General features: G+C 46.0%; 15 protein-coding genes. 1 reads left to right on the top strand and 14 read right to left on the bottom strand.

Features of this window, described 5'->3' with window-relative positions:
• Positions 1-130 precede the first annotated feature (130 nt).
• A complete protein-coding gene (gene mntR, locus ACFSVM_RS18335; protein WP_047911033.1) occupies positions 131-556 on the bottom strand; it encodes a transcriptional regulator MntR in 426 nt (141 codons plus the stop codon).
• Positions 557-760: 204 nt separating this feature from the next.
• Between mntR and splB the strand changes: the two genes are divergently transcribed.
• A complete protein-coding gene (gene splB, locus ACFSVM_RS18330) occupies positions 761-1,831 on the top strand; it encodes a spore photoproduct lyase (protein ID WP_047911032.1) in 1,071 nt (356 codons plus the stop codon).
• Between the two features lie 93 nt (positions 1,832-1,924).
• Here splB and ACFSVM_RS18325 read toward each other — a convergent pair whose 3' ends face one another.
• The 13 genes from ACFSVM_RS18325 to ACFSVM_RS18265 all read right to left on the bottom strand — a co-directional run bounded on the left by ACFSVM_RS18325 (position 1,925) and on the right by ACFSVM_RS18265 (position 18,150).
• A complete protein-coding gene (locus ACFSVM_RS18325; protein ID WP_379263780.1) occupies positions 1,925-2,638 on the bottom strand; it encodes a cytochrome c biogenesis CcdA family protein in 714 nt (237 codons plus the stop codon).
• Between the two features lie 53 nt (positions 2,639-2,691).
• Positions 2,692-3,495: a metal ABC transporter permease gene (locus ACFSVM_RS18320; protein ID WP_379263778.1), complete on the bottom strand. Its 804-nt coding sequence runs from the start codon at positions 3,493-3,495 to the stop codon at positions 2,692-2,694.
• A gap of 21 nt (positions 3,496-3,516) precedes the next feature.
• Positions 3,517-4,266, bottom strand: a complete 750-nt coding sequence (locus tag ACFSVM_RS18315) for a metal ABC transporter ATP-binding protein (protein WP_076313103.1) — start codon at positions 4,264-4,266, stop codon at positions 3,517-3,519.
• 57 nt (positions 4,267-4,323) lie between these two features.
• Positions 4,324-5,460 carry a metal ABC transporter substrate-binding protein gene (locus ACFSVM_RS18310; RefSeq protein WP_083655878.1) on the bottom strand — a complete coding sequence of 379 codons (1,137 nt, stop codon included), beginning with the start codon at positions 5,458-5,460 and terminating at the stop codon, positions 4,324-4,326.
• A gap of 201 nt (positions 5,461-5,661) precedes the next feature.
• On the bottom strand, positions 5,662-7,659 hold the full coding sequence (metG, locus tag ACFSVM_RS18305; protein ID WP_379263775.1) for a methionine--tRNA ligase: 1,998 nt from the start codon (positions 7,657-7,659) through the stop codon (positions 5,662-5,664).
• A gap of 442 nt (positions 7,660-8,101) precedes the next feature.
• Positions 8,102-8,353, bottom strand: coding sequence for a membrane protein insertion efficiency factor YidD (gene yidD, locus ACFSVM_RS18300; protein WP_076313105.1), 252 nt, complete (start codon positions 8,351-8,353; stop codon positions 8,102-8,104).
• A gap of 2 nt (positions 8,354-8,355) precedes the next feature.
• Complete coding sequence (locus tag ACFSVM_RS18295) at positions 8,356-8,817, bottom strand: Fur family transcriptional regulator (RefSeq protein WP_090723883.1); 462 nt, start codon at positions 8,815-8,817, stop codon at positions 8,356-8,358.
• 163 nt (positions 8,818-8,980) lie between these two features.
• Positions 8,981-11,281 carry a copper amine oxidase N-terminal domain-containing protein gene (locus tag ACFSVM_RS18290; protein WP_379263772.1) on the bottom strand — a complete coding sequence of 767 codons (2,301 nt, stop codon included), beginning with the start codon at positions 11,279-11,281 and terminating at the stop codon, positions 8,981-8,983.
• A gap of 168 nt (positions 11,282-11,449) precedes the next feature.
• Positions 11,450-13,042: a response regulator transcription factor gene (locus tag ACFSVM_RS18285; RefSeq protein WP_379263770.1), complete on the bottom strand. Its 1,593-nt coding sequence runs from the start codon at positions 13,040-13,042 to the stop codon at positions 11,450-11,452.
• Positions 13,033-14,853 (bottom strand): cache domain-containing sensor histidine kinase, encoded by a 1,821-nt coding sequence (locus ACFSVM_RS18280; protein ID WP_047911024.1) that lies wholly within the window; start codon positions 14,851-14,853, stop codon positions 13,033-13,035. The genes ACFSVM_RS18285 and ACFSVM_RS18280 overlap by 10 nt, the downstream gene beginning before the upstream one ends.
• A gap of 43 nt (positions 14,854-14,896) precedes the next feature.
• Positions 14,897-15,724 carry a carbohydrate ABC transporter permease gene (locus ACFSVM_RS18275; protein ID WP_090724509.1) on the bottom strand — a complete coding sequence of 276 codons (828 nt, stop codon included), beginning with the start codon at positions 15,722-15,724 and terminating at the stop codon, positions 14,897-14,899.
• Between the two features lie 2 nt (positions 15,725-15,726).
• Positions 15,727-16,611, bottom strand: coding sequence for a carbohydrate ABC transporter permease (locus ACFSVM_RS18270; RefSeq protein ID WP_379263768.1), 885 nt, complete (start codon positions 16,609-16,611; stop codon positions 15,727-15,729).
• A gap of 156 nt (positions 16,612-16,767) precedes the next feature.
• Positions 16,768-18,150: an ABC transporter substrate-binding protein gene (locus ACFSVM_RS18265; RefSeq protein WP_090723876.1), complete on the bottom strand. Its 1,383-nt coding sequence runs from the start codon at positions 18,148-18,150 to the stop codon at positions 16,768-16,770.
• Between the last annotated feature and the right edge of the window lie 3 nt (positions 18,151-18,153).

Genomic DNA, 18,153 nt, shown 5'->3' with positions numbered 1-18,153 from the left:
CTTGTCCTCCATAGCTTTGGTATTAGAAAAATAAACCATTTCCTATGAATATAGACGCGGATTCTATTCTGATAGTTGCGTATAAAAAGAAAAAACACCTGTCCCGCAAATAAATCAGGACGGTGCTCTTCTATGATTCGTTGGTCAGTTCTTTATGAACATTCTGTAAATCCTCTAGTCGGGTGTTGTCTCTGCGAAAATATTCGACAAGGGTTTCGATGCAAGTAATGGAATCCCAGCTCAAATGATGCTCAATTCCTTCAACATCGGTATAGATATTCTCATTCTTAACGCCAATCATCGTTAAAAATTCCTCAAGCAGCTCATGACGGTCCATTAGACGCTTGCCAATCTTTTTGCCTTTTGGCGTCAGCACGAGTCCGCGGTATTTTTCATAGATTAAATATTCATCTTTATCCAGCTTCTGGATCATCTTGGTTACAGAGGAAGGATGGACTTCCAGTCCCTCAGCTATATCGGATACACGCGCATAGCCCTTCTCGTCAATTAACTTGTAAATTCGCTCCAAATAATCTTCCATACTGGGCGTTGGCATTTGCCTTACCTCTTTTCATTTATGAACTAGCGTCTGATCGATCGCACAACTTTGCTCTTGTAATGATACATGTTATCACTTGCGATTTGCAAGTCTTAAAGCCTGACAAGCACTTCTTACATGACTGAACTTACCACGCTTAATGGGTGCAAACTGATGGCACAATAACTAAGAATTGAATACAGGGAGAGGAGCCAACTGCCCATGACAATACTCGTTCCGGAAAAGCCTAAACGCAAGCTTAAGCCAACAGCTCCCTTTGTTCCTGATTTAGTTTATTTTGAACCACAGGCATTGGAATATGAAAAAGGCAAACGCATTATGGAATGGGTTAAAGCGAATAATATTGAATATCGTATGACCACTTCGCACAACCGAATTACGAACTTGCCGGGAGAGACAGATCAGGAGAAATACCGTATAGCCAAAAGAACGCTCGTGGTGGGCCTTCGCAAAACGCTTAAATTCGATCAGTCCAAGCCCTCTGCTGAATATGCGATTCCGATATCTACAGGATGTATGGGACACTGTCACTACTGCTATCTGCAGACCACGCTTGGCAGCAAACCTTATATTCGTGTCTATGTAAACACGGAGGACATTCTGCATGCAGCGAAGGATTACATTGAAGAGCGCAAGCCGGAGATCACCCGGTTTGAGGCTGCTTGTACTTCTGACCCTGTCGGGCTCGAACATATTACTGGGAGCCTCGGTGATCTCATTCGCTTTATGGCGGATGAAGAGTTTGGACGACTTCGGTTCGTTACCAAGTATCATCATGTAGATCCTCTGCTGAACATCAAGCATAACGGCCATACGCGCATTCGATTTAGTGTAAATGCTGAATATGTAATTAAAAATTTTGAGCCTGCCACCTCCCGCTTCGAGGAACGTATAGAAGCCGCAGGAAAAATCGCTCACGCCGGATATCCCCTCGGTTTTATTATCGCTCCGATCATTTGGTACGACGGGTGGGAAGAGGGCTATAGCGAGCTGCTGGAAAGGCTCAAAGAAAATCTTCCACAGGAAGCAACCAAAGATTTGACGTTTGAGATGATTCAGCACCGCTTTACCAAGACGGCCAAAAATGTGATTGAACAGCGCTATCCCAAATCCAAGCTGGAAATGGATATAGCCAAACGTGAGACCAAATGGGGAAAATGGGGACAATATAAATATGTATACCCTAAAGATCAGCAGCAGGCACTCCGTGAATTTATTACGGAACGTATCTTCGATGCTTTTCCACAAGCTAAAATTGAATATTTCACCTAAGTTTGCTTTCGACAAAAGCCACTGCCAATCATCTGCATAATGTGAAAAAACCATCAGTCAGCGACTGATGGGCTTACATATCTATACTATTTTTTAGAATATCATCCATTCCGGTGTAATTCGTTGCAGCCATATCGTAATTTGTGTCATTCGGTCTGTAAAGAGCAATATGCCCATCAGAACCATAACACTACCCCCGACCTTCATTAGTACACCTGAATATTTACTGATAAATCTCGTCGTTCCAACAAAGAATGCCAGCAAGAAAAAGGGAAGTGCGAATCCTATAGTATAGCCTGTAATAAGCGTAACCCAGGTTCCCGGCTCGGTTGCTGCAATCGCGATGATTGCGGTAAGAATAGGTCCGATGCAAGGAGACCAGCCAGCAGAAAAGCCAATGCCAAAAATAAAAGAGCCAAGGTAGCCAGCCGGCTTCCATTTGACATCAAGCTTTCTTTCCTTCATCAATAGCTGCGGCTGAAAGAGCCCAATGAGAAATAAGCCCATGACCATAATAAGTATTGCTGACAGCATTCGAACGAGGTCCTTGTATTCGTGAAAAAATTCTCCAAAGATGCCTGCGCCAAGTCCGAGTGTGTAGAATACGACGGAAAAGCCCAGGATAAAAGCTAGAGTATGGCTTAACGTGCGCATACGGACCTCGCGCTTATTCTGCTCGTGCTTAAGCTGCTGCACGGATAAACCGGTTATGTAGGACAGATAGGACGGATACAGCGGCAGACTGCAGGGTGATAAGAAGGAAGCAACCCCTGCCAAGAAGGCTAATAATACGTTCACATCAGGCATGACTATAACGCCTCCCTAAGAACGAATGAAAGAATTCGGGTAAGATAAATATCTTAAGCCCGAATTCCTTTTTTACCAAGCATAATGACAATAAGCATCGCAATAAGCAAGAGAACAATCGTTGCTCCAGGAGCGAGATTCCATACCCCTGCAATGATAAGTCCTGCAATAACGGCAATTTCCGAAATAATGACAGATAATATAATGGAAGATCTGAAGCTTCTCGCAATCAAGAGACTGACGGCAACCGGTATGGTCAGCAGTGCCGAGACAAGCAGCGCTCCGACGATCTTAATAGCTGTACTGATTACCAGTGCTGTCATCACGGTAAGCAGCATGTTCAACAATTTTGTAGGAAGTCCGGTAACGGCAGCGGCATCCTCCTCAAAGCTTAGAAGGAAGAACTCCTTATGAAAAATAAACACTACAGCAATAACAATAACCGTTACGATTCCAACAACCGTCAAATCCGTCATATCCAATGTATATATACTACCAAACAAATAACTCATTACGTCCCCATTATAGCCTTTACCAAGAGTAAAGAATAAAGAAGCCAGCGCTACTCCCCCGGACATAATAATGGCGATCGATAATTCAGCATAACTCTTGTAGGCTTTACGCAGCTTCTCTATGGCAAATGAGGCTAAGACCGCAAAGACAAGTCCAACCGCAATCGGATATACCCCCAGCAAAAAGCCAAGGGCCACCCCCGCAATGGTTACATGCGACAAGGTGTCCCCGATCATCGATAATCTGCGAAGCACAAGAAACAAACCAATCAGCGGGGCTGTGATACCGATCAGTATCCCGCCAGCCAGCGCCCGCTGAAAAAATTCACTCGTTAATATTTCCAATTTCCACGACTCCTTCGGCCCTTATAACAATGTATGCTGTAAATCGGTCTGAGCACAGTTCTCCAGATCATGTGAATGGCGAACATAGAACTTGATCTTGCCGTTCTGCTGCTCAGGCTCACTTCCGAGATAACCTTCAATCATATCGATATCATGCGATACCATTAAGAAGGTCATATGATGATGCTGATGCATATGCGTGATCAGCTCGAAGAAGCTTGCCTGCGTCTCCGCATCAATACCTACTGTAGGTTCATCAAGAATGAGCAAATCTGGACGGTTAATGAGCGCCCGGGCCAAAAAAGTACGCTGCTGTTGACCGCCAGACAATTGGCCAATTCTCTTATCAGCCAAATCCTGAATCCGCATGACTTCAAGCGCATCATCGCATTGCTGCTTATGCTTCTGACTCAATCTGCGGAATATATTTTTGTTGTTGTACAGCCCAGACTGTACGACTTCTCTTACTGTAGCCGGAAACAGTGGATTAAAGGCATTTTTTTGCGGTACATATCCAATTCGTTCCCAGTCCTTAAATTTGGCGATCGGTGTACCAAACATCCGAATATCACCGGATCCTTGGGGCAGCAGTCCAACAAGCATCCGCATCAGCGTCGTTTTTCCCGCTCCATTCGAACCAATCACTCCTACGAAATCTCGTTCTTTCACGGTAAGATTCAGATCCTTAATTACCTGTTGTTCACCGTAAGAAAAACATAGATTGTTAAGCTCAAGGACTGGATCATGGCATAGTGCTGTAGCTGGTTGCATCGACGTTCCATCCTTTATTTCAAGTTCAATCTATTATCATCCTAGCATTATCTTCACTTATTTTAAAGCGGTGATTAAATTTTGTAAATTTTTCTCCATTTGAGTAAAATAAGTTTCTCCGTTCTGCAGCTGCTCTTCAGTCAATCCTTCAACCGGATTGAGTACCATCGTTTGTACACCCGCTTCTGAAGCAAGTGTCTTGGCCAGCTTATCCGATACCAGCTCTTCAAAAAAGATATATTTAATTCCTTCTTCTTCAACGAGATTAGCTAGCTTCACAATGTCCTGTCCCGTTGGCTCTGCATCAGGAGATAACCCCATGATCGAATGCTGAGTCAGTCCGTAATCTCGTGCAAGATAACCAAATGCTTGATGAGATACTACAATCTCTTTATTGGGTACTTTTGCGAGCTCCTCTGTAAATTTGGCATCCAGATCCTCTAGCTCCTGTTTAAGACCCTCATAGCGTTCTTCATAACCTGCTTGGTGCTCAGGATCTGCTTCAACTAGGCTGTCCTTAATATTTTCTGCCATGATCAGAGCTGATTTGGGGCTTATCCAAGTATGAGGATCGGTGGAACCATGATTATGACCATCATCTGAAGCTGGAGCTTCTTCTTCATGAGCGTGCTCCTCTTCATGCGATTCTTCACCTTCATGTGCATGCTCTCCTTCATGCGATTCTTCACCTTCATGTGCATGCTCTTCTTCATGAGCGTGCTCCTCGCCTTCATGGGCATGCTCATCAGCAGCTTCCTCTGCTGCATGATCATGGGTATGACCTTCTGAATCGATCAGCTCGATCCCTTCGCTTACTTCTACAGATTTCACATTAGAATCGCTGTCGAGTCCCTTCAAGAAGTTGGGTACCCATCCTTCAAGTCCTGCACCATTGTACAGAAACAGTCCTGCATTGGATGTATTGACGATATCCTGACTGCGTGGAGTCCAGCTATGAGGATCTACTCCTGCAGGCTGCAAATTGATTACATTCGCATCTTCCCCGCCTATCGTCTTAGCAAATTCATATATTGGATAAAAACTCGTAACGACGTTGAACTTATCTTCCTCAATCTGCCCTTGAGAGCTGCCGTTTGAATCATTGCCACAAGCGGCTGTAAATAACATGATAGCACTAAGTAATACTCCCCCGGCCATATTCCGCACTTTTTTTCCAGTCAAACTATATTTCATAATGACCTCCGCATCTATTAAATCGTAATCGTAATGATTACTAGCAAATAGTAGTATAGCATCCCTCCCAAGATTGTCAATACTATTTACTGAAAAAAAGAGCGTTCCCCAAAAGGAACGCTCTTCATTGTATAAGCTTAAAATCCTCTTTTTAAGATTATGTGCAGGATGCATCCATTTCATAACTCATTAAAAAGGGGTTTACTTCACGATTGCCCCGTTCGGCATATTTTCAGGCACCGTAGCCAGAGTCAATTGATCTCCATGAGAGGCAGCGAGAATCATCCCTTGAGACAATTCGCCGCGCAGCTTTACCGGCTTCAGATTCGTCACACAAATGACTTTCTTGCCTACCATTTCTTCCGGCGTATAGAACTTCGCAATACCCGATACTACTTGACGCTGCTCATAACCGAGATCAAGCTGCAGCTTCAGCAGCTTATCTGCTTTTTTCACCGGCTCGCACGCGGTAACCTGAGCAACACGCAGCTCTACTTTGGCAAAGTCCTCAATTCCGATCTCCGGCAGTCCTTCCGTTGCTTCTGCTGCGGCTTCTACCGCTTTGGCTGGCTCTGCTTTGGTTCCGCCTGACATAGCACCCGCAATATAGGCAACCTCCTGCTCTACATCAAGTCTCGGGAAGATCGGCTCACCCTTGCGAAGCTCATTTCCTGCTGGAACCAATCCTGCCTGCTTGGTGCTGTCCCAGCTTGTAAGCTCTCCCTCCTGAATGTTAAGCTGCTCCCAAATTTTGCGCGGAGCCTGAGTTAAGAACGGCTGCAGCAAGATGGATGCTACACGTAAGCTCTCCACCAGATGGGCCATAACGGAAGCAAGCTCCTCGCGTTTCGCCTCATCCTTAGCAAGCACCCATGGCTGAGTTTCATCAATATATTTGTTGCACCGGCTGATGAATTGACCAATCAGTGTCAGTGCTACAGAGAATTCCAGATTCTCCATCGCCTCTTCCACTTTCTCCACAGTACTCAGCGCAAGCTCCTCAATCGTGCTGTCAAATTCAGTTACTCTGGATTGGTATGCAGGCGTTTTGCCGTCAAAATACTTGTGCACCATCGCCACAGTACGGTTAAGCAGATTGCCAAGGTCATTCGCAAGATCCGAGTTGACACGCTCTACGAAGCTCTCCGGAGTGAATGTACCATCCGATCCGAACGGCACCTCACGCAGTAGATAGTAACGCAGGGAGTCCAGTCCGTAGCGGTCAATCAGTGTCACGGGATCAACGACATTCCCTTTGGATTTGGACATTTTGCCGTCCTTCATCAGCAGCCATCCGTGGGCAAATACCTTCTTCGGCAGCGGAAGACCCAGTGCCATCAGCATGATCGGCCAATATATCGTGTGGAAGCGGACGATTTCTTTACTCATCAGATGAACATCTGCCGGCCAGAATTTATCGTACAAGGAAGCATCCTCACTGCCATATCCCAGAGCGGTAATGTAGTTCAGCAGTGCATCAATCCATACGTAGACCACATGCTTAGGATCACTGGATACTTTAACTCCCCATTCATAGCTTGTACGGGATACAGCCAGATCCTCAAGACCCGGCTTGATGAAATTGTTGATCATTTCGTTCTTGCGGGATTTAGGCTGGATGAAATCCGGATTTTCCTCATAATATTGAAGCAGCCGGTCTGCATATTTGCTCATTTTGAAGAAATAGCTTTCCTCTTTGACGAGCTCGACGGGATGACCGCTGTCCGGGCTTTTTCCGCCAATAATTTTGCCATTCGCATCCTTTTCGGTATCCACCAGCTGTGTTTCCGTGTAATAGGTTTCATCAGGTATGCTGTACCAGCCTTCGTATTCCCCTTTATAAATGTCGCCCTGCTGCACCAGTCGCTCAAACACGTCCTGAACGACGGATGTATGCCGCGGCTCTGTCGTCCGAATGAAATCATCGTTTGTGATATCAAGCTTTTTCCACAAATCCTGAATTCCTGCGACAATATGGTCAACAAATTCCTGCGGTGTTTTGCCCGCTGCCTTCGCTTTTTGCTCGATTTTTTGACCATGCTCATCTGTACCTGTCAGGTAACGTACCTCATAGCCTCTTAGGCGCTTATATCTTGAGATCGCATCTCCCGCTACTGTAGTGTAAGCATGACCGATGTGCAGCTTGTCGCTTGGATAGTAAATCGGTGTTGTAATGTAGAATGTTTTTTTGTCTGTCACTTTTGTATGCCTCCTAATGATTAATATGTAATCAAGGGATTGCGGTACCATGTAAAAACAACACAAAAAGACCCTCATCCCATATGGGACGAGAGTCTGTTACACTCACGTGGTACCACCCAAATTCCCTGATCACTTCACACTCAAGTAAGAAATCAGGCTCATACCAGTCAAGCTCATTGCTTAACTGTGCCCGCTAACGCTGGCATGCGCCGCTCCCTTACCTTCCATCTACTAGGACGGATATGGCTCGAAAGCAGTTCCTCCAGGACCATTTTCCGAACTCTGCTTCAGACCGGCTTGCAGCTCCCCCGGCTCTCTGTACTAAAGCATGCATGATCGTACTTATCCCTTCATAGGAAAAATATGCGTACATCTATAATATTGAGCTTATTCAGAAAAATCATACAAAACGGCAGCATCAATGTCAAGGTTCCGCAGCCTATGAAGGCGTATTTCCTTCACTGCCCTTCTTGGGAGGGACGAGGTCCACTCCCCCCGGATGTAGAGGATGACACTTCGCTATCCGTTTCGCCGCAAGGAGTGATCCCTTCACTGCACCGTGCACCTCGATGGCTTCAAGTGCATAAGCAGAACAGGTCGGATAAAAACGACAGCTGGGCGGCTTCAGCGGTGAGATGAATTTGCGATAGAATTGAACCGGAGCCTTCGCAATGAATCTAGCAGGCTTCATTATTAATGACCTTTGGAAGCAGACTTCTTCGTATTCTTATAGCCTTTGCCTTCAGTCTGACATTCCCTGCAATATCCAAAAATTTCAAACTTGTGTTCAACAACTTGAAATTGATCCGGTGTATCTGTAAGATTCATCGGGCAAAACTCGATCGGCAGTGTCTTCTGACAGTTCAGGCATATCAAATGATGATGGTGATGACCGCTGCTGCATGAAGCTTTGAATTTAACCCCGTCTTCAAAAATAACCTGCTCCAGTACGCCGAGCTCCTGCATGACTCTCAAGTTGCGATAGACTGTATCAAAGCTTAATCCGCTGTATGATTTGCCCATATATTCATAAACGTCTTTTGGTGACAAATAACCTTCTGATTCGGCAAAAAGCCTTGCCAGCGTCTTGCGCTGATCCGTAATTCGAAGTCCTTGACCGGACATAGCTTCAATAATTTGATCCGTGGACAGCATGACTCTTAACCCTCCTGTCATACCTATTTGTGTCATACCCTTATAATGCCTGAAATCAAGAGTCACGTCAACGAACACGTATAGTACGTTGATTCGTATTCGACACAAACGTAACAAAAAAAGAACTCTGATATAGAGCTCTTTTTTTGATATGAATGAATTCTTACTCCTCTACTTGCGGCAATGCCGTAAACAACAGATTGATTGGAAGACTGCTTGCCGGCGCAGCAGTGAACCAGATTTCGACCTTTTGCTCATAGCTGCCTGTTCGGTATAATACAACCTGCTCATTCGGAGCACTTACTCCTCCACTCTTCGCCAGGGGTATGAGCATTCCATTCACCATCGCATAGCCCGAATAGGTTCCTCCGCGAGGATTAAAGGAGATCAGTGTATTAGGAGCTACGGAGTCCAGTGTGATCTTGTACAGGACACCGAAGTTACCCGAGTTGGAGGCTGTTACCCCTACCATCGGATCCACGCCGGCCACGTTCGGGTCATCCTTGTTATCCCCAATCACAAGCCGCTGTGACTTCTCGCCAATCATCTCACTGTATTTGATGATGCGAGTTGGATTATCATAAGTTCCGCGGTTATGAACACCATCCCGGTCAAGAACCGGCAGCTTCTTCACTGCAGACAGCGGATCCAGCTTCTCATCAATCATAATGACTTTGTAGTCAATTGGATAATTGCTGTAAACATCAGAATACAGTGAAATAATTTGACTCTGGCCAAGACTCGACATGCTCAGATCGGTAAGGATCAGCTTGCTCTCTCCCGGCTTCAGCTGAGTAGTCGACCATTTTGAACCATCCTGCATCGTTTCAAAATATCTTTGTACCGCTTTTTTGCCTGCAGCCTGTGCAATATTGGTCGGACCTGCGAAGCCTAGATTCTCTGTACGAAGTGTAGCTGTAGCCGAGTTGTTGTTCGTTGCGACCACGTACATCTTCACTTTTTTGCCGGTGTTATTGAGATGGTGAAGCAAAAATCTCGTGTTGCCGACGGCACGATCCTGATATAGAATCCCTTCACGGGTTACCGTTTCAGGACTATTGCTTCGTATCAGTGTGCCTGGTTGATCCGTGTACGTATAACTCACTTTATCCCAGGTCGGGACAATCGAACCGTCAAAGGCAAATTCCTCCCCAACCGGTGTAAAGAGACGATTAAACTCATTGAGCGTGTACAACGTTTCGTTTGTGATAATAATCGTTTTTTCGTAAGTCCGGCTTGCCCCTTTATTATCAGTAACCGTTAATCGAATCGTCTTGGGTCCAGGTGTGAAAAACGCTGCTGCATTATTGTCCCACTGTGTATCTACTATATACTCGTCATCTGTACTCTCGTCCTTGTACGTAATCAGCTCGCCCATCTTGTATTCTTCTTTATCTGTTGTAAACATCGGAATCGGCGGCTGATTCGGCCGTTCTACATTAATGGTAACGGTATAGGCATCACTCCATGTACCGCTTGAATCCTGAACATAATAGCTGACCGTATAGTTCCCTTCTGATTCAAATACATCCTGTCTGCCTTCCCAGCGTTCATTAATGATCGCAAGACCTTTCGGAGAATAAGGAGCTGTTACATAAGTTACCTGATCTCCTGCGTACACCTTGCTCGGCTGAATGCTGAATTTAGCAACCGGCTTACTCGACAGGTTCAGAATAATCCGTTTATTGATGTTATCCACACTGTAGGTTATGCCAAGTGCTTGGGTAATGGATGTCAGCGGCACCATAAATGTATTGTTCGTCTGATAGGAAGCGCCCTTCATGCTCTTCGAAACGCCGTTAACCGTATAGCTGCTGCTGTTCGTTTTGAAGCGAAGTTCGTTGCTGCCCTGGATGATCAACGTTTCCTTGGTGCTGTAATTGTATGATACCTTGTATCCGACTCGATCAACCAATGCGCGAATAGGCACATAGGAAACACCGCTCTTCACAACCATCGGCTGTGGAGCGTAGTAAGTAACACCGTCCTGAATCATCTTGCTGCTATTATAAAATAAGATCAGCTGGCTCGCGCTGACAGCTGTATTCGCTGCTGTATTTGCCTTGACCGAGCTTGTCTCCTGGACAGTTTGCTGTGAAACCGGCTGCTGCTCTACAGCATCCGACTCTATAGAATCCTCTTCGGGAAGTGAAGCCTGGTCTTTCTCAGAGGATTCATCACTTTGAGAATCATCTGGAAGCTCTGCTTCATCTGATATGTCCTGAGCTCCGCTTACGGATCTTTCTGCGGCTTCTGTGTCCTGCTTCACTTCGTTATTGGTGTGAGAAGTACTCTCGTCATTCTTAACATCTTGGGACAGGGTTTCTTGCACACTTGCTGCTTGTTGATCAAGTGCTTGTCCCTGCTGAACTTCTGCTGTGTCTGATTGTGCACTCACTGGAAAAGCCATCAGTACCTGTGAAACGGCAAAGACGGTGAGAATAGATAATTTCTTGAAATTCATTCCTCGACTCCTTCTAATCACTTAGTTGTATCACGATGCATGTCTCATTATTAGACGCAGTTATACTGAAAAAGTTGCTCTACACATTCTAAAAAATGACAAAAAGCAACATCCCCTAAGTCGGAAACGCTGCTCTTATGTCGCCATTTACTTATGATTTGGAAGAGTTCAGTTTCTCTTGGCTGCCATCTCACGAAATTCAGAAGGCTTCATTCCATAATACTTATGAAATACTTTTGAGAAATATCTCCGTTCCCGATACCCCACGGCAGCTCCAATCGAAGCGATGCTCCGATCTGTTCCGGTGAGCATGGCTTTCGCAGACTCCATCCTTTCTCTCGTTACATATTCAACAAAAGTGACACCAAAATGGCTCTTGAATAGCTGGCAGAAGTAGCTTGAACAGATCCCAAGCTGGTCTGCCATCTCTTCAATACCCAGATCTTTATCCAGCCTTGCCGCGATATAATCCCTTGCGGTGGCCACCAGTTCTCCTGCCGTGCGCCTCGGCAGCTCGCTTGCGCAAGCTTCTGCCAAGGTAAGTGACAGCTCATAATATTCCCGGAGTGTAAGCGTTTGTAACATCACATTCCAGATCCGTTCTTCGGCTTCTGTCTTCAGCAGCTTCATTTCGTGCATATCACGGAGCATGAGAACAACAATGTAATGGAAATACTTGATGGCCTTGCCGTTGTTACTCCCTTTGTCGGTGCACATCAAGCTGTAAATTTGCTTCAGCACCGATGTAACCTCATTTTTATTTTTTTGCCTCACCGCCAGGGTCAACCGATCCGACCATACACGAGACATCCATTCAAGCTCTTCGCCTGACTCCTGCTCATCAATATTTGCAATCCTTGTGCCTGAATGCTCAGACATCATCAGCGCCCGCTGGGCATCTCTATATTCTTCGGCCAGCATGTAATCAAAGACCTTCTTGCCGGAAGCATACAATTCTGCAGCCATGCCAGATGCATCTGTAAACCTACGTTCCAGCTCTTCGAGTAAGTCAGGATCAGGGACACGGGAAGCAGAATCAGACAAGGAGGAATCATGTTCAATAACAATACACCATTCTCCATCCCGCGTCTGGATTACTTCTCCTGCTGGCGTTGAAGCCGCCAAATGATCGTCGATTACTGCACCAACCAACTCATGCCAATGCTTACGCTCTTCTTCTGACCATAACAAGGAATTGAGGAAATAATCCTGTGCAACGAGCAAGATGAGTGTATAACGACTTCCACCTGCGGTTGACTTCACATCTTCACATGGATTGGGACTATGGGATTCACCAAGCAATACTTCCTGCAGCCATTTTCGACGAATCCACTTGCTCATATACAGCTCTCGCACCGTGCCCTGCTGCTCCTGCTGCTTCTTATTGCGGATACGGCCTGCAAGTGCGCCAATGGTTGACTCCAGCTCAAAATAATCGATCGGCTTGCATATGTATTCACGAACGCCTTGCTGCAATGCAAGTCTCGCATATTCAAACTCCTGGTAGCCGGTAAGCAGCAGAATCTCTGCTTTCCCGCCTCTTATCCGATACTGTTCAATGAATGTTAGTCCGTCCATGACAGGCATTCGAATATCACATAATATGAGATCAGGCTGAACATGGGTACTCAGCTCTAACGCTTCATTTCCGGTACGGGCAGCTCCAGCCACCTTGATTCCGAGCGATTCCCAATCAATAAACTCCTTCAAGTTATCAAGTATAGGCTGTTCATCATCAATTAGCAGCGCACTCAATTCCAAGACGAATCCCCCCAATCGTTTTTGGGCAGCACACACCGGATTGTCGTTCCTGCCCCACTCGCAGAACAGATAAATATACCGTAATGTTCTCCATATTGAATGCGAATTCGGTCGGCTACACTCCGCACTCCAAGACCACGACGTTCAGACATGGCCGGTGATATCGGTTCATCCTCCATTTCCGTCGTCTTCGCCATGTATTCGAACCGTTCAAGGACGGTGTTAGCCATCCCGATTCCATTATCCTGCACTTCAAGCACAACTCTTCCCATATCTTCCCATGCTGTTACCCGGATGAATCCAACGTAATCAATTCCTTCAAACCCATGCTGAATGCTATTCTCGACAAGGGGCTGCAGGGTAAGCTTAAGAATAGGAAAGGATTCGAGCTTCTCAGGAATGTCAATCTCATATTCAAACAGCTCAGCAAACCTGTATTGTTGAATCGCCAAGTAGTTCTCGAGATGCTTCACTTCCTCCTTGATCGGAATTTCTTCCACATCTTGAATGCTGATACGTAAAATACTGGCCAGCCTGTTTACCATCTCACTGACCTTCCTTCTTTCCCCGCGAAGTGCAAGTCCATTAATGGACTCTAGTGTATTGAACAAGAAGTGCGGCTTGATCTGGGCCTGCAGCACCCGGAGCTCGGCTCTTGTCTTCTGCATCTGCTCGGCCTTGACTCTGCGGAACAAGCTGCTGATTTTGTCCATAAGATCATTGATGCCTTGTGCCAGCAGCTGGAGCTCGTCGTAGCCTTTGCCCTCAATCCTTGCACTCAAATCCCCATCTTCAACTCTGCGCATAAAGCGTACAAGGACTGCAATCGTTCCGGTAATCCGATTCATAAAAAAGACATTGAACATAAGGGCGGCAAACAGACAGCATATAATAATAATCACATACCAGCTGACCAGCTGATTCGTTTCTTTGGCCAAGGAGTTCCATTCAGTTACAGAGACAAGCTGCCATGGATATCCCTTCATCTGGTATTGAGACAGGATGCTCTCTGTTCCATCGAAATTCAGCCTGCTGCTGCGATATCCGTCCCCGCCTGCAAAGGTCTCGCTCATCAGCTCCGACATGTATCGTCCAATATAAAAACCGGAAGGGTCATATACAACGAGCCCGTCTTGGTTCACCATCATAAATTCCGTATCCTGATTCCCGCTCATGCTGAGATTACGGAAGATCCGGTCAATTTCCCAATTCTTGATCTGCACGACCAGAACACCAATGTTCTGGAAAAAACTCAGCTCTTTTACAAGCCTGATTTGAGTAAATACAGGCTCATAGCCCGTGAATTCCGGATGCTCCAGCGGAGCAATCCACAGAGGCACACCATTTAACTCTTTCACTTGATTGTAGAGCGGATGGTTGGTAAACTCCCCGAAAGGCAGTGCCTTGAAGTCTTCCTTCGTAAAAATAGAGACAATCCGCTCTCTGGCGGAATACTCCAAATTATAGAGAAATGCATAGCTGATTGCGGGATAATTATAGAGCATGCTGCGAAAATTCCGCTGACTCGCATTCAGATAGAGCTGATCGCTCTCCCCAAGGTTCACGGGCTTCTCGGATTCAAGCGCCATCTGAAACACAGACGTAGCAATTCCATTGTCTGTTACATTGTTCATTTCCTGAAACACGCTTTCGATGCTGTAGCTGATCGACTTCAGCGCATACTCAGCCTGCTCGCTGTATTTTTTCTCAATTGTACTCGATGTTACGAGAAAGGTTCCGAAGCCCATGACACACATCGGGATGATGATCAATGCCAGAAACGCCACGACAAGTTTGCTACGCAAGTTCAAGAACGCATTTCTCCCCGGTCGAAGAGCATAAGCGTAAGTCTCGTCACCCTTTGACGCTACCTGCGGTTACACCTTCAATGATCTGCTCTTGCAAAATGGAATAAATAATGATAACCGGCACGACACTGTAGACAATTCCCGCTGACATCTGGGCGTAGTTCATCTGGTACTGATCTCTGAACTGCACCATTCCTACAGGCAGGGTACGAAGTGTGTCCGTGGATAAAAAGTAGTTGGCTAGAAGAAATTCATTCCAGTTGCCAAGAAAGTTAACGATAAATACCGTAACGATCGCTGGAATGGTTAGAGGTAACACTATTCTAGCAAATATCCCCTGTGCCCTCAACCCGTCCATAACGGCAGCTTCCTCGATTTCACTTGGGAGCGAACGCATAAAAGCAGCCAGTATAATAATCGTAAACGGAAGCGCATTTGCAATATAAGGAATGATGAGCGCGAGATGCGTATCCAGGATACCCAGCTTGCGGACAAGCAGATAGATGGGCAGCATCAGGGAGTTGTTCGGAATGAGCATGCCGACCAGGATCAGGCTGAAGAAGGCTGTGTTCCATTTTCCATGCTTCATTCTTGTTACCGCAAAGGCAAACATCGCACCAAGCAAGATGGATACCACCGAGGCTAGGATTGAAATATATAAGCTGTTAAAGAAGTACGTTCCGATCTTGGCATTAACCCAGGCTTCTACATAATTTTCAAATGCAAACTCTTGCGGGATACCAAACGGATTAAGCGCAATCGCATTGTTATCCTTCTTGACGGATGAGAAAATGACAAATAGAAATGGAAACAAAATGACTAGCAAGTAGCTGAGCAGAAATACATGGGGGATTGATTTACTCAAGGTTCGCATCATTAGTATTCAATCCTTTCACTTCGGCGGGCGATCATGACTTGATAGAGAGCCGTCAGAATGAGTGTAAATACAAAGATAAGGACAGCGATGGTGTTTCCGTAGCCGTATTTAAAATTCGTGATCGCATATTTGATCATGTAGGTTGCTAGCACGTCTGTGGACCCGGCTGGACCGCCTTTTGTCATGACAATGACGATATCTGCTGCCTTCATTGCACCTGCAATCGACAGCATAATGACAACAGAAATGATAGGCTTGATGAGCGGCAGTGTTATGGATAATGCTCTTTGCAGCCGGTTTGCTCCATCAATCTCAGCTGCTTCATCCAGATCACGCGGAATGGCGAGAATTGCTGCGAGTACCATGATGATGTAGAAGCCAGTCCATTGCCAGGCATTTGTGAGCAGGATGGAGAACATCGCGTATTTCTCATCTGACAGCCAGTAGATCGGCTCGATGCCAAGCAGCCCCAATATCTGATTTAACAAGCCGATATTCGGTTCATAGATGAAGCCCCACAAGATCCCAATAACCGCTGTAGACATAATGGAGGGAAGGAACACCGCCGTTTTGTATAGGCCTTTAAGCCGCTTCACATTCGCAATGAGAAGAGAGAAGAGCACAATCAGCGGAACCTGAATACCGCACGAAAAAAGAATAAACCATCCGTTATTCAAGGCCGACTCCCAGAATCTCTCATCTCCAAATGCTTTTATATAATTTTCGAACCCAATAAATTTCGGATTCTCAGATACGCCATTCCAGCTGGTAAAGCTGTAGTATATCGAATTCAAGATCGGATAAATAAAAAACAATATAAACAATATCAAGGCAGGTAATATAAACATGGAGTATACCCAAGGATTCTTGAGTGATTTGTTCATGTGCCAACAGCCTCCCATGGAAGAGCCAATAATGTACAGTCTCATACCATATTAGTGTGTAAAAAAACCCCGGACGCTGATCCGGGGTAAGCAGTCCTGTTATTTTATCGTTTTATGCTGATCACGATTATGAATGGTAACGGTGCTTAAGCCTCTTTATTCCACTGCTGCGTTTGCTTCTTCTTGAACTTTCTGCAGATCCTCTGCCATTTGCTCAGGGGTCGTTTGGCCGCCAATCAGCTTCTGAATCTGAATATTACTGATCTCAGTCGTTACATCCGCTTGAACAAGCGAGTCAAATGCAGGGAAAGAAGTAGCGGAAGCATTAAGGACAGCAACGATCTCCTTCATCAAATCATCGGTAATACTTTCGGTTAGTACAGCTTCATCGAATTTCATAGCCGGCAGTACACCGTCTTCAACTAGACCTCTAATTTGCATTTCTTCATTAAACATATTCTTAATGAAGGATTTCACTGCTGCGAGCTTCTGTGGATCGTCCGCAACCGAAGCTGCAAAGCCGTATCCGTTATTCACATCGCGCATGAGAGAGGTTTGGTCTCCTACTCCTCCATCAACAGGAGGCAAGTTGAAGAATCCGACTTTACCGATCAAGCCTTCACCGGATTGCCCTTCCTTGAATACAGAGGATTTCCATGTGCCGTCATACATCAGAATCGCTTCACCGCTCGTAAATTGAGTCGTATACTCTGCATACTCAAATCCAAGCTCGCCCTTCTTGAAATACTCTTTGTCAACCCATTCTTGATGCTTAGCAAAAGCTTTGACAACTCCCGGATCGGTCCAAGCCGCTTCACCGGTAACAAACTTGTTTGTAATATCAGAGCCTGCGTATCGCGACCAGAGATGGTTCGTCAGCATAAGAGGTACCCAGCCTGCCTTCGAAGCTCCAGCCAGCGGCACTTTGCCATCTGCCTTAATATCAGCCAGCTGCTGCTCAAATTCGGCAAAGGTAGCCGGCGGCTGCCATCCCTTCGACTCATAATATTCCTTGTTGTAGAAAAACCCTTCGCCAGATCCTCCGACCGGCAGACCATATACATTGCCTTCATAAGTGAACGGCTCAAGTGAGGAGAATTTATCCTGAATTCCGAGCTCTTCAAGGATCGGTGTCAGATTGAGAAGCATGCCTTCTTTGGCGTATACCTTCGCATCTGGGCTGCCGAACAGGTCGAAGATATCCGGCGGATTACCTGCAGCCATTTCGCCCCGCAGCTTTTCTTTGCGGTTAACGTCAGAATCAACTCCATCCAGGGTAAAAGATGCGCCTTCGACTTCCCCCTCCACCTTCTTAACCACGTCCTGCAGGATCGCAAGCCGGCGTTCCTTGTCCGCACCGACCTGCGTATGCCGAAGTGTCATTTCAAACGGCTCAGCCGAAGCTGCCGGCGGTGTTTCGCCGGACGTTCCAGGCTCCGCAGCAGGTGTTTCCGTATTAGAGCTGCCTCCACAGCCTGCCAGTGTCAGTGACACTGCCAGCATTAACGACATCATAGAACCAAACTTTTTCTTCAACATTCG

This window comes from Paenibacillus shunpengii, from assembly GCF_042684905.1.
Taxonomy (GTDB): domain Bacteria; phylum Bacillota; class Bacilli; order Paenibacillales; family Paenibacillaceae; genus Paenibacillus; species Paenibacillus shunpengii.
Note: the sequence above shows the minus strand (reverse complement) of the source record. Positions and strands in the feature narration are given on the sequence as shown.

What these genes read in the sequence shown, in the direction of transcription:
- mntR (WP_047911033.1), bottom strand. Translation starts at nt 556, where the DNA reads ATGCCAACGCCCAGTATGGAAGATTATTTGGAGCGAATTTACAAGTTA.
- splB (WP_047911032.1), top strand. Translation starts at nt 761, where the DNA reads ATGACAATACTCGTTCCGGAAAAGCCTAAACGCAAGCTTAAGCCAACA.
- ACFSVM_RS18325 (WP_379263780.1), bottom strand. Translation starts at nt 2,638, where the DNA reads ATGCCTGATGTGAACGTATTATTAGCCTTCTTGGCAGGGGTTGCTTCC.
- ACFSVM_RS18315 (WP_076313103.1), bottom strand. Translation starts at nt 4,266, where the DNA reads ATGCAACCAGCTACAGCACTATGCCATGATCCAGTCCTTGAGCTTAAC.
- ACFSVM_RS18310 (WP_083655878.1), bottom strand. Translation starts at nt 5,460, where the DNA reads ATGAAATATAGTTTGACTGGAAAAAAAGTGCGGAATATGGCCGGGGGA.
- yidD (WP_076313105.1), bottom strand. Translation starts at nt 8,353, where the DNA reads ATGAAGCCTGCTAGATTCATTGCGAAGGCTCCGGTTCAATTCTATCGC.
- ACFSVM_RS18295 (WP_090723883.1), bottom strand. Translation starts at nt 8,817, where the DNA reads ATGCTGTCCACGGATCAAATTATTGAAGCTATGTCCGGTCAAGGACTT.
- ACFSVM_RS18290 (WP_379263772.1), bottom strand. Translation starts at nt 11,281, where the DNA reads ATGAATTTCAAGAAATTATCTATTCTCACCGTCTTTGCCGTTTCACAG.
- ACFSVM_RS18275 (WP_090724509.1), bottom strand. Translation starts at nt 15,724, where the DNA reads ATGCGAACCTTGAGTAAATCAATCCCCCATGTATTTCTGCTCAGCTAC.
- ACFSVM_RS18270 (WP_379263768.1), bottom strand. Translation starts at nt 16,611, where the DNA reads ATGAACAAATCACTCAAGAATCCTTGGGTATACTCCATGTTTATATTA.
- ACFSVM_RS18265 (WP_090723876.1), bottom strand. Translation starts at nt 18,150, where the DNA reads ATGTTGAAGAAAAAGTTTGGTTCTATGATGTCGTTAATGCTGGCAGTG.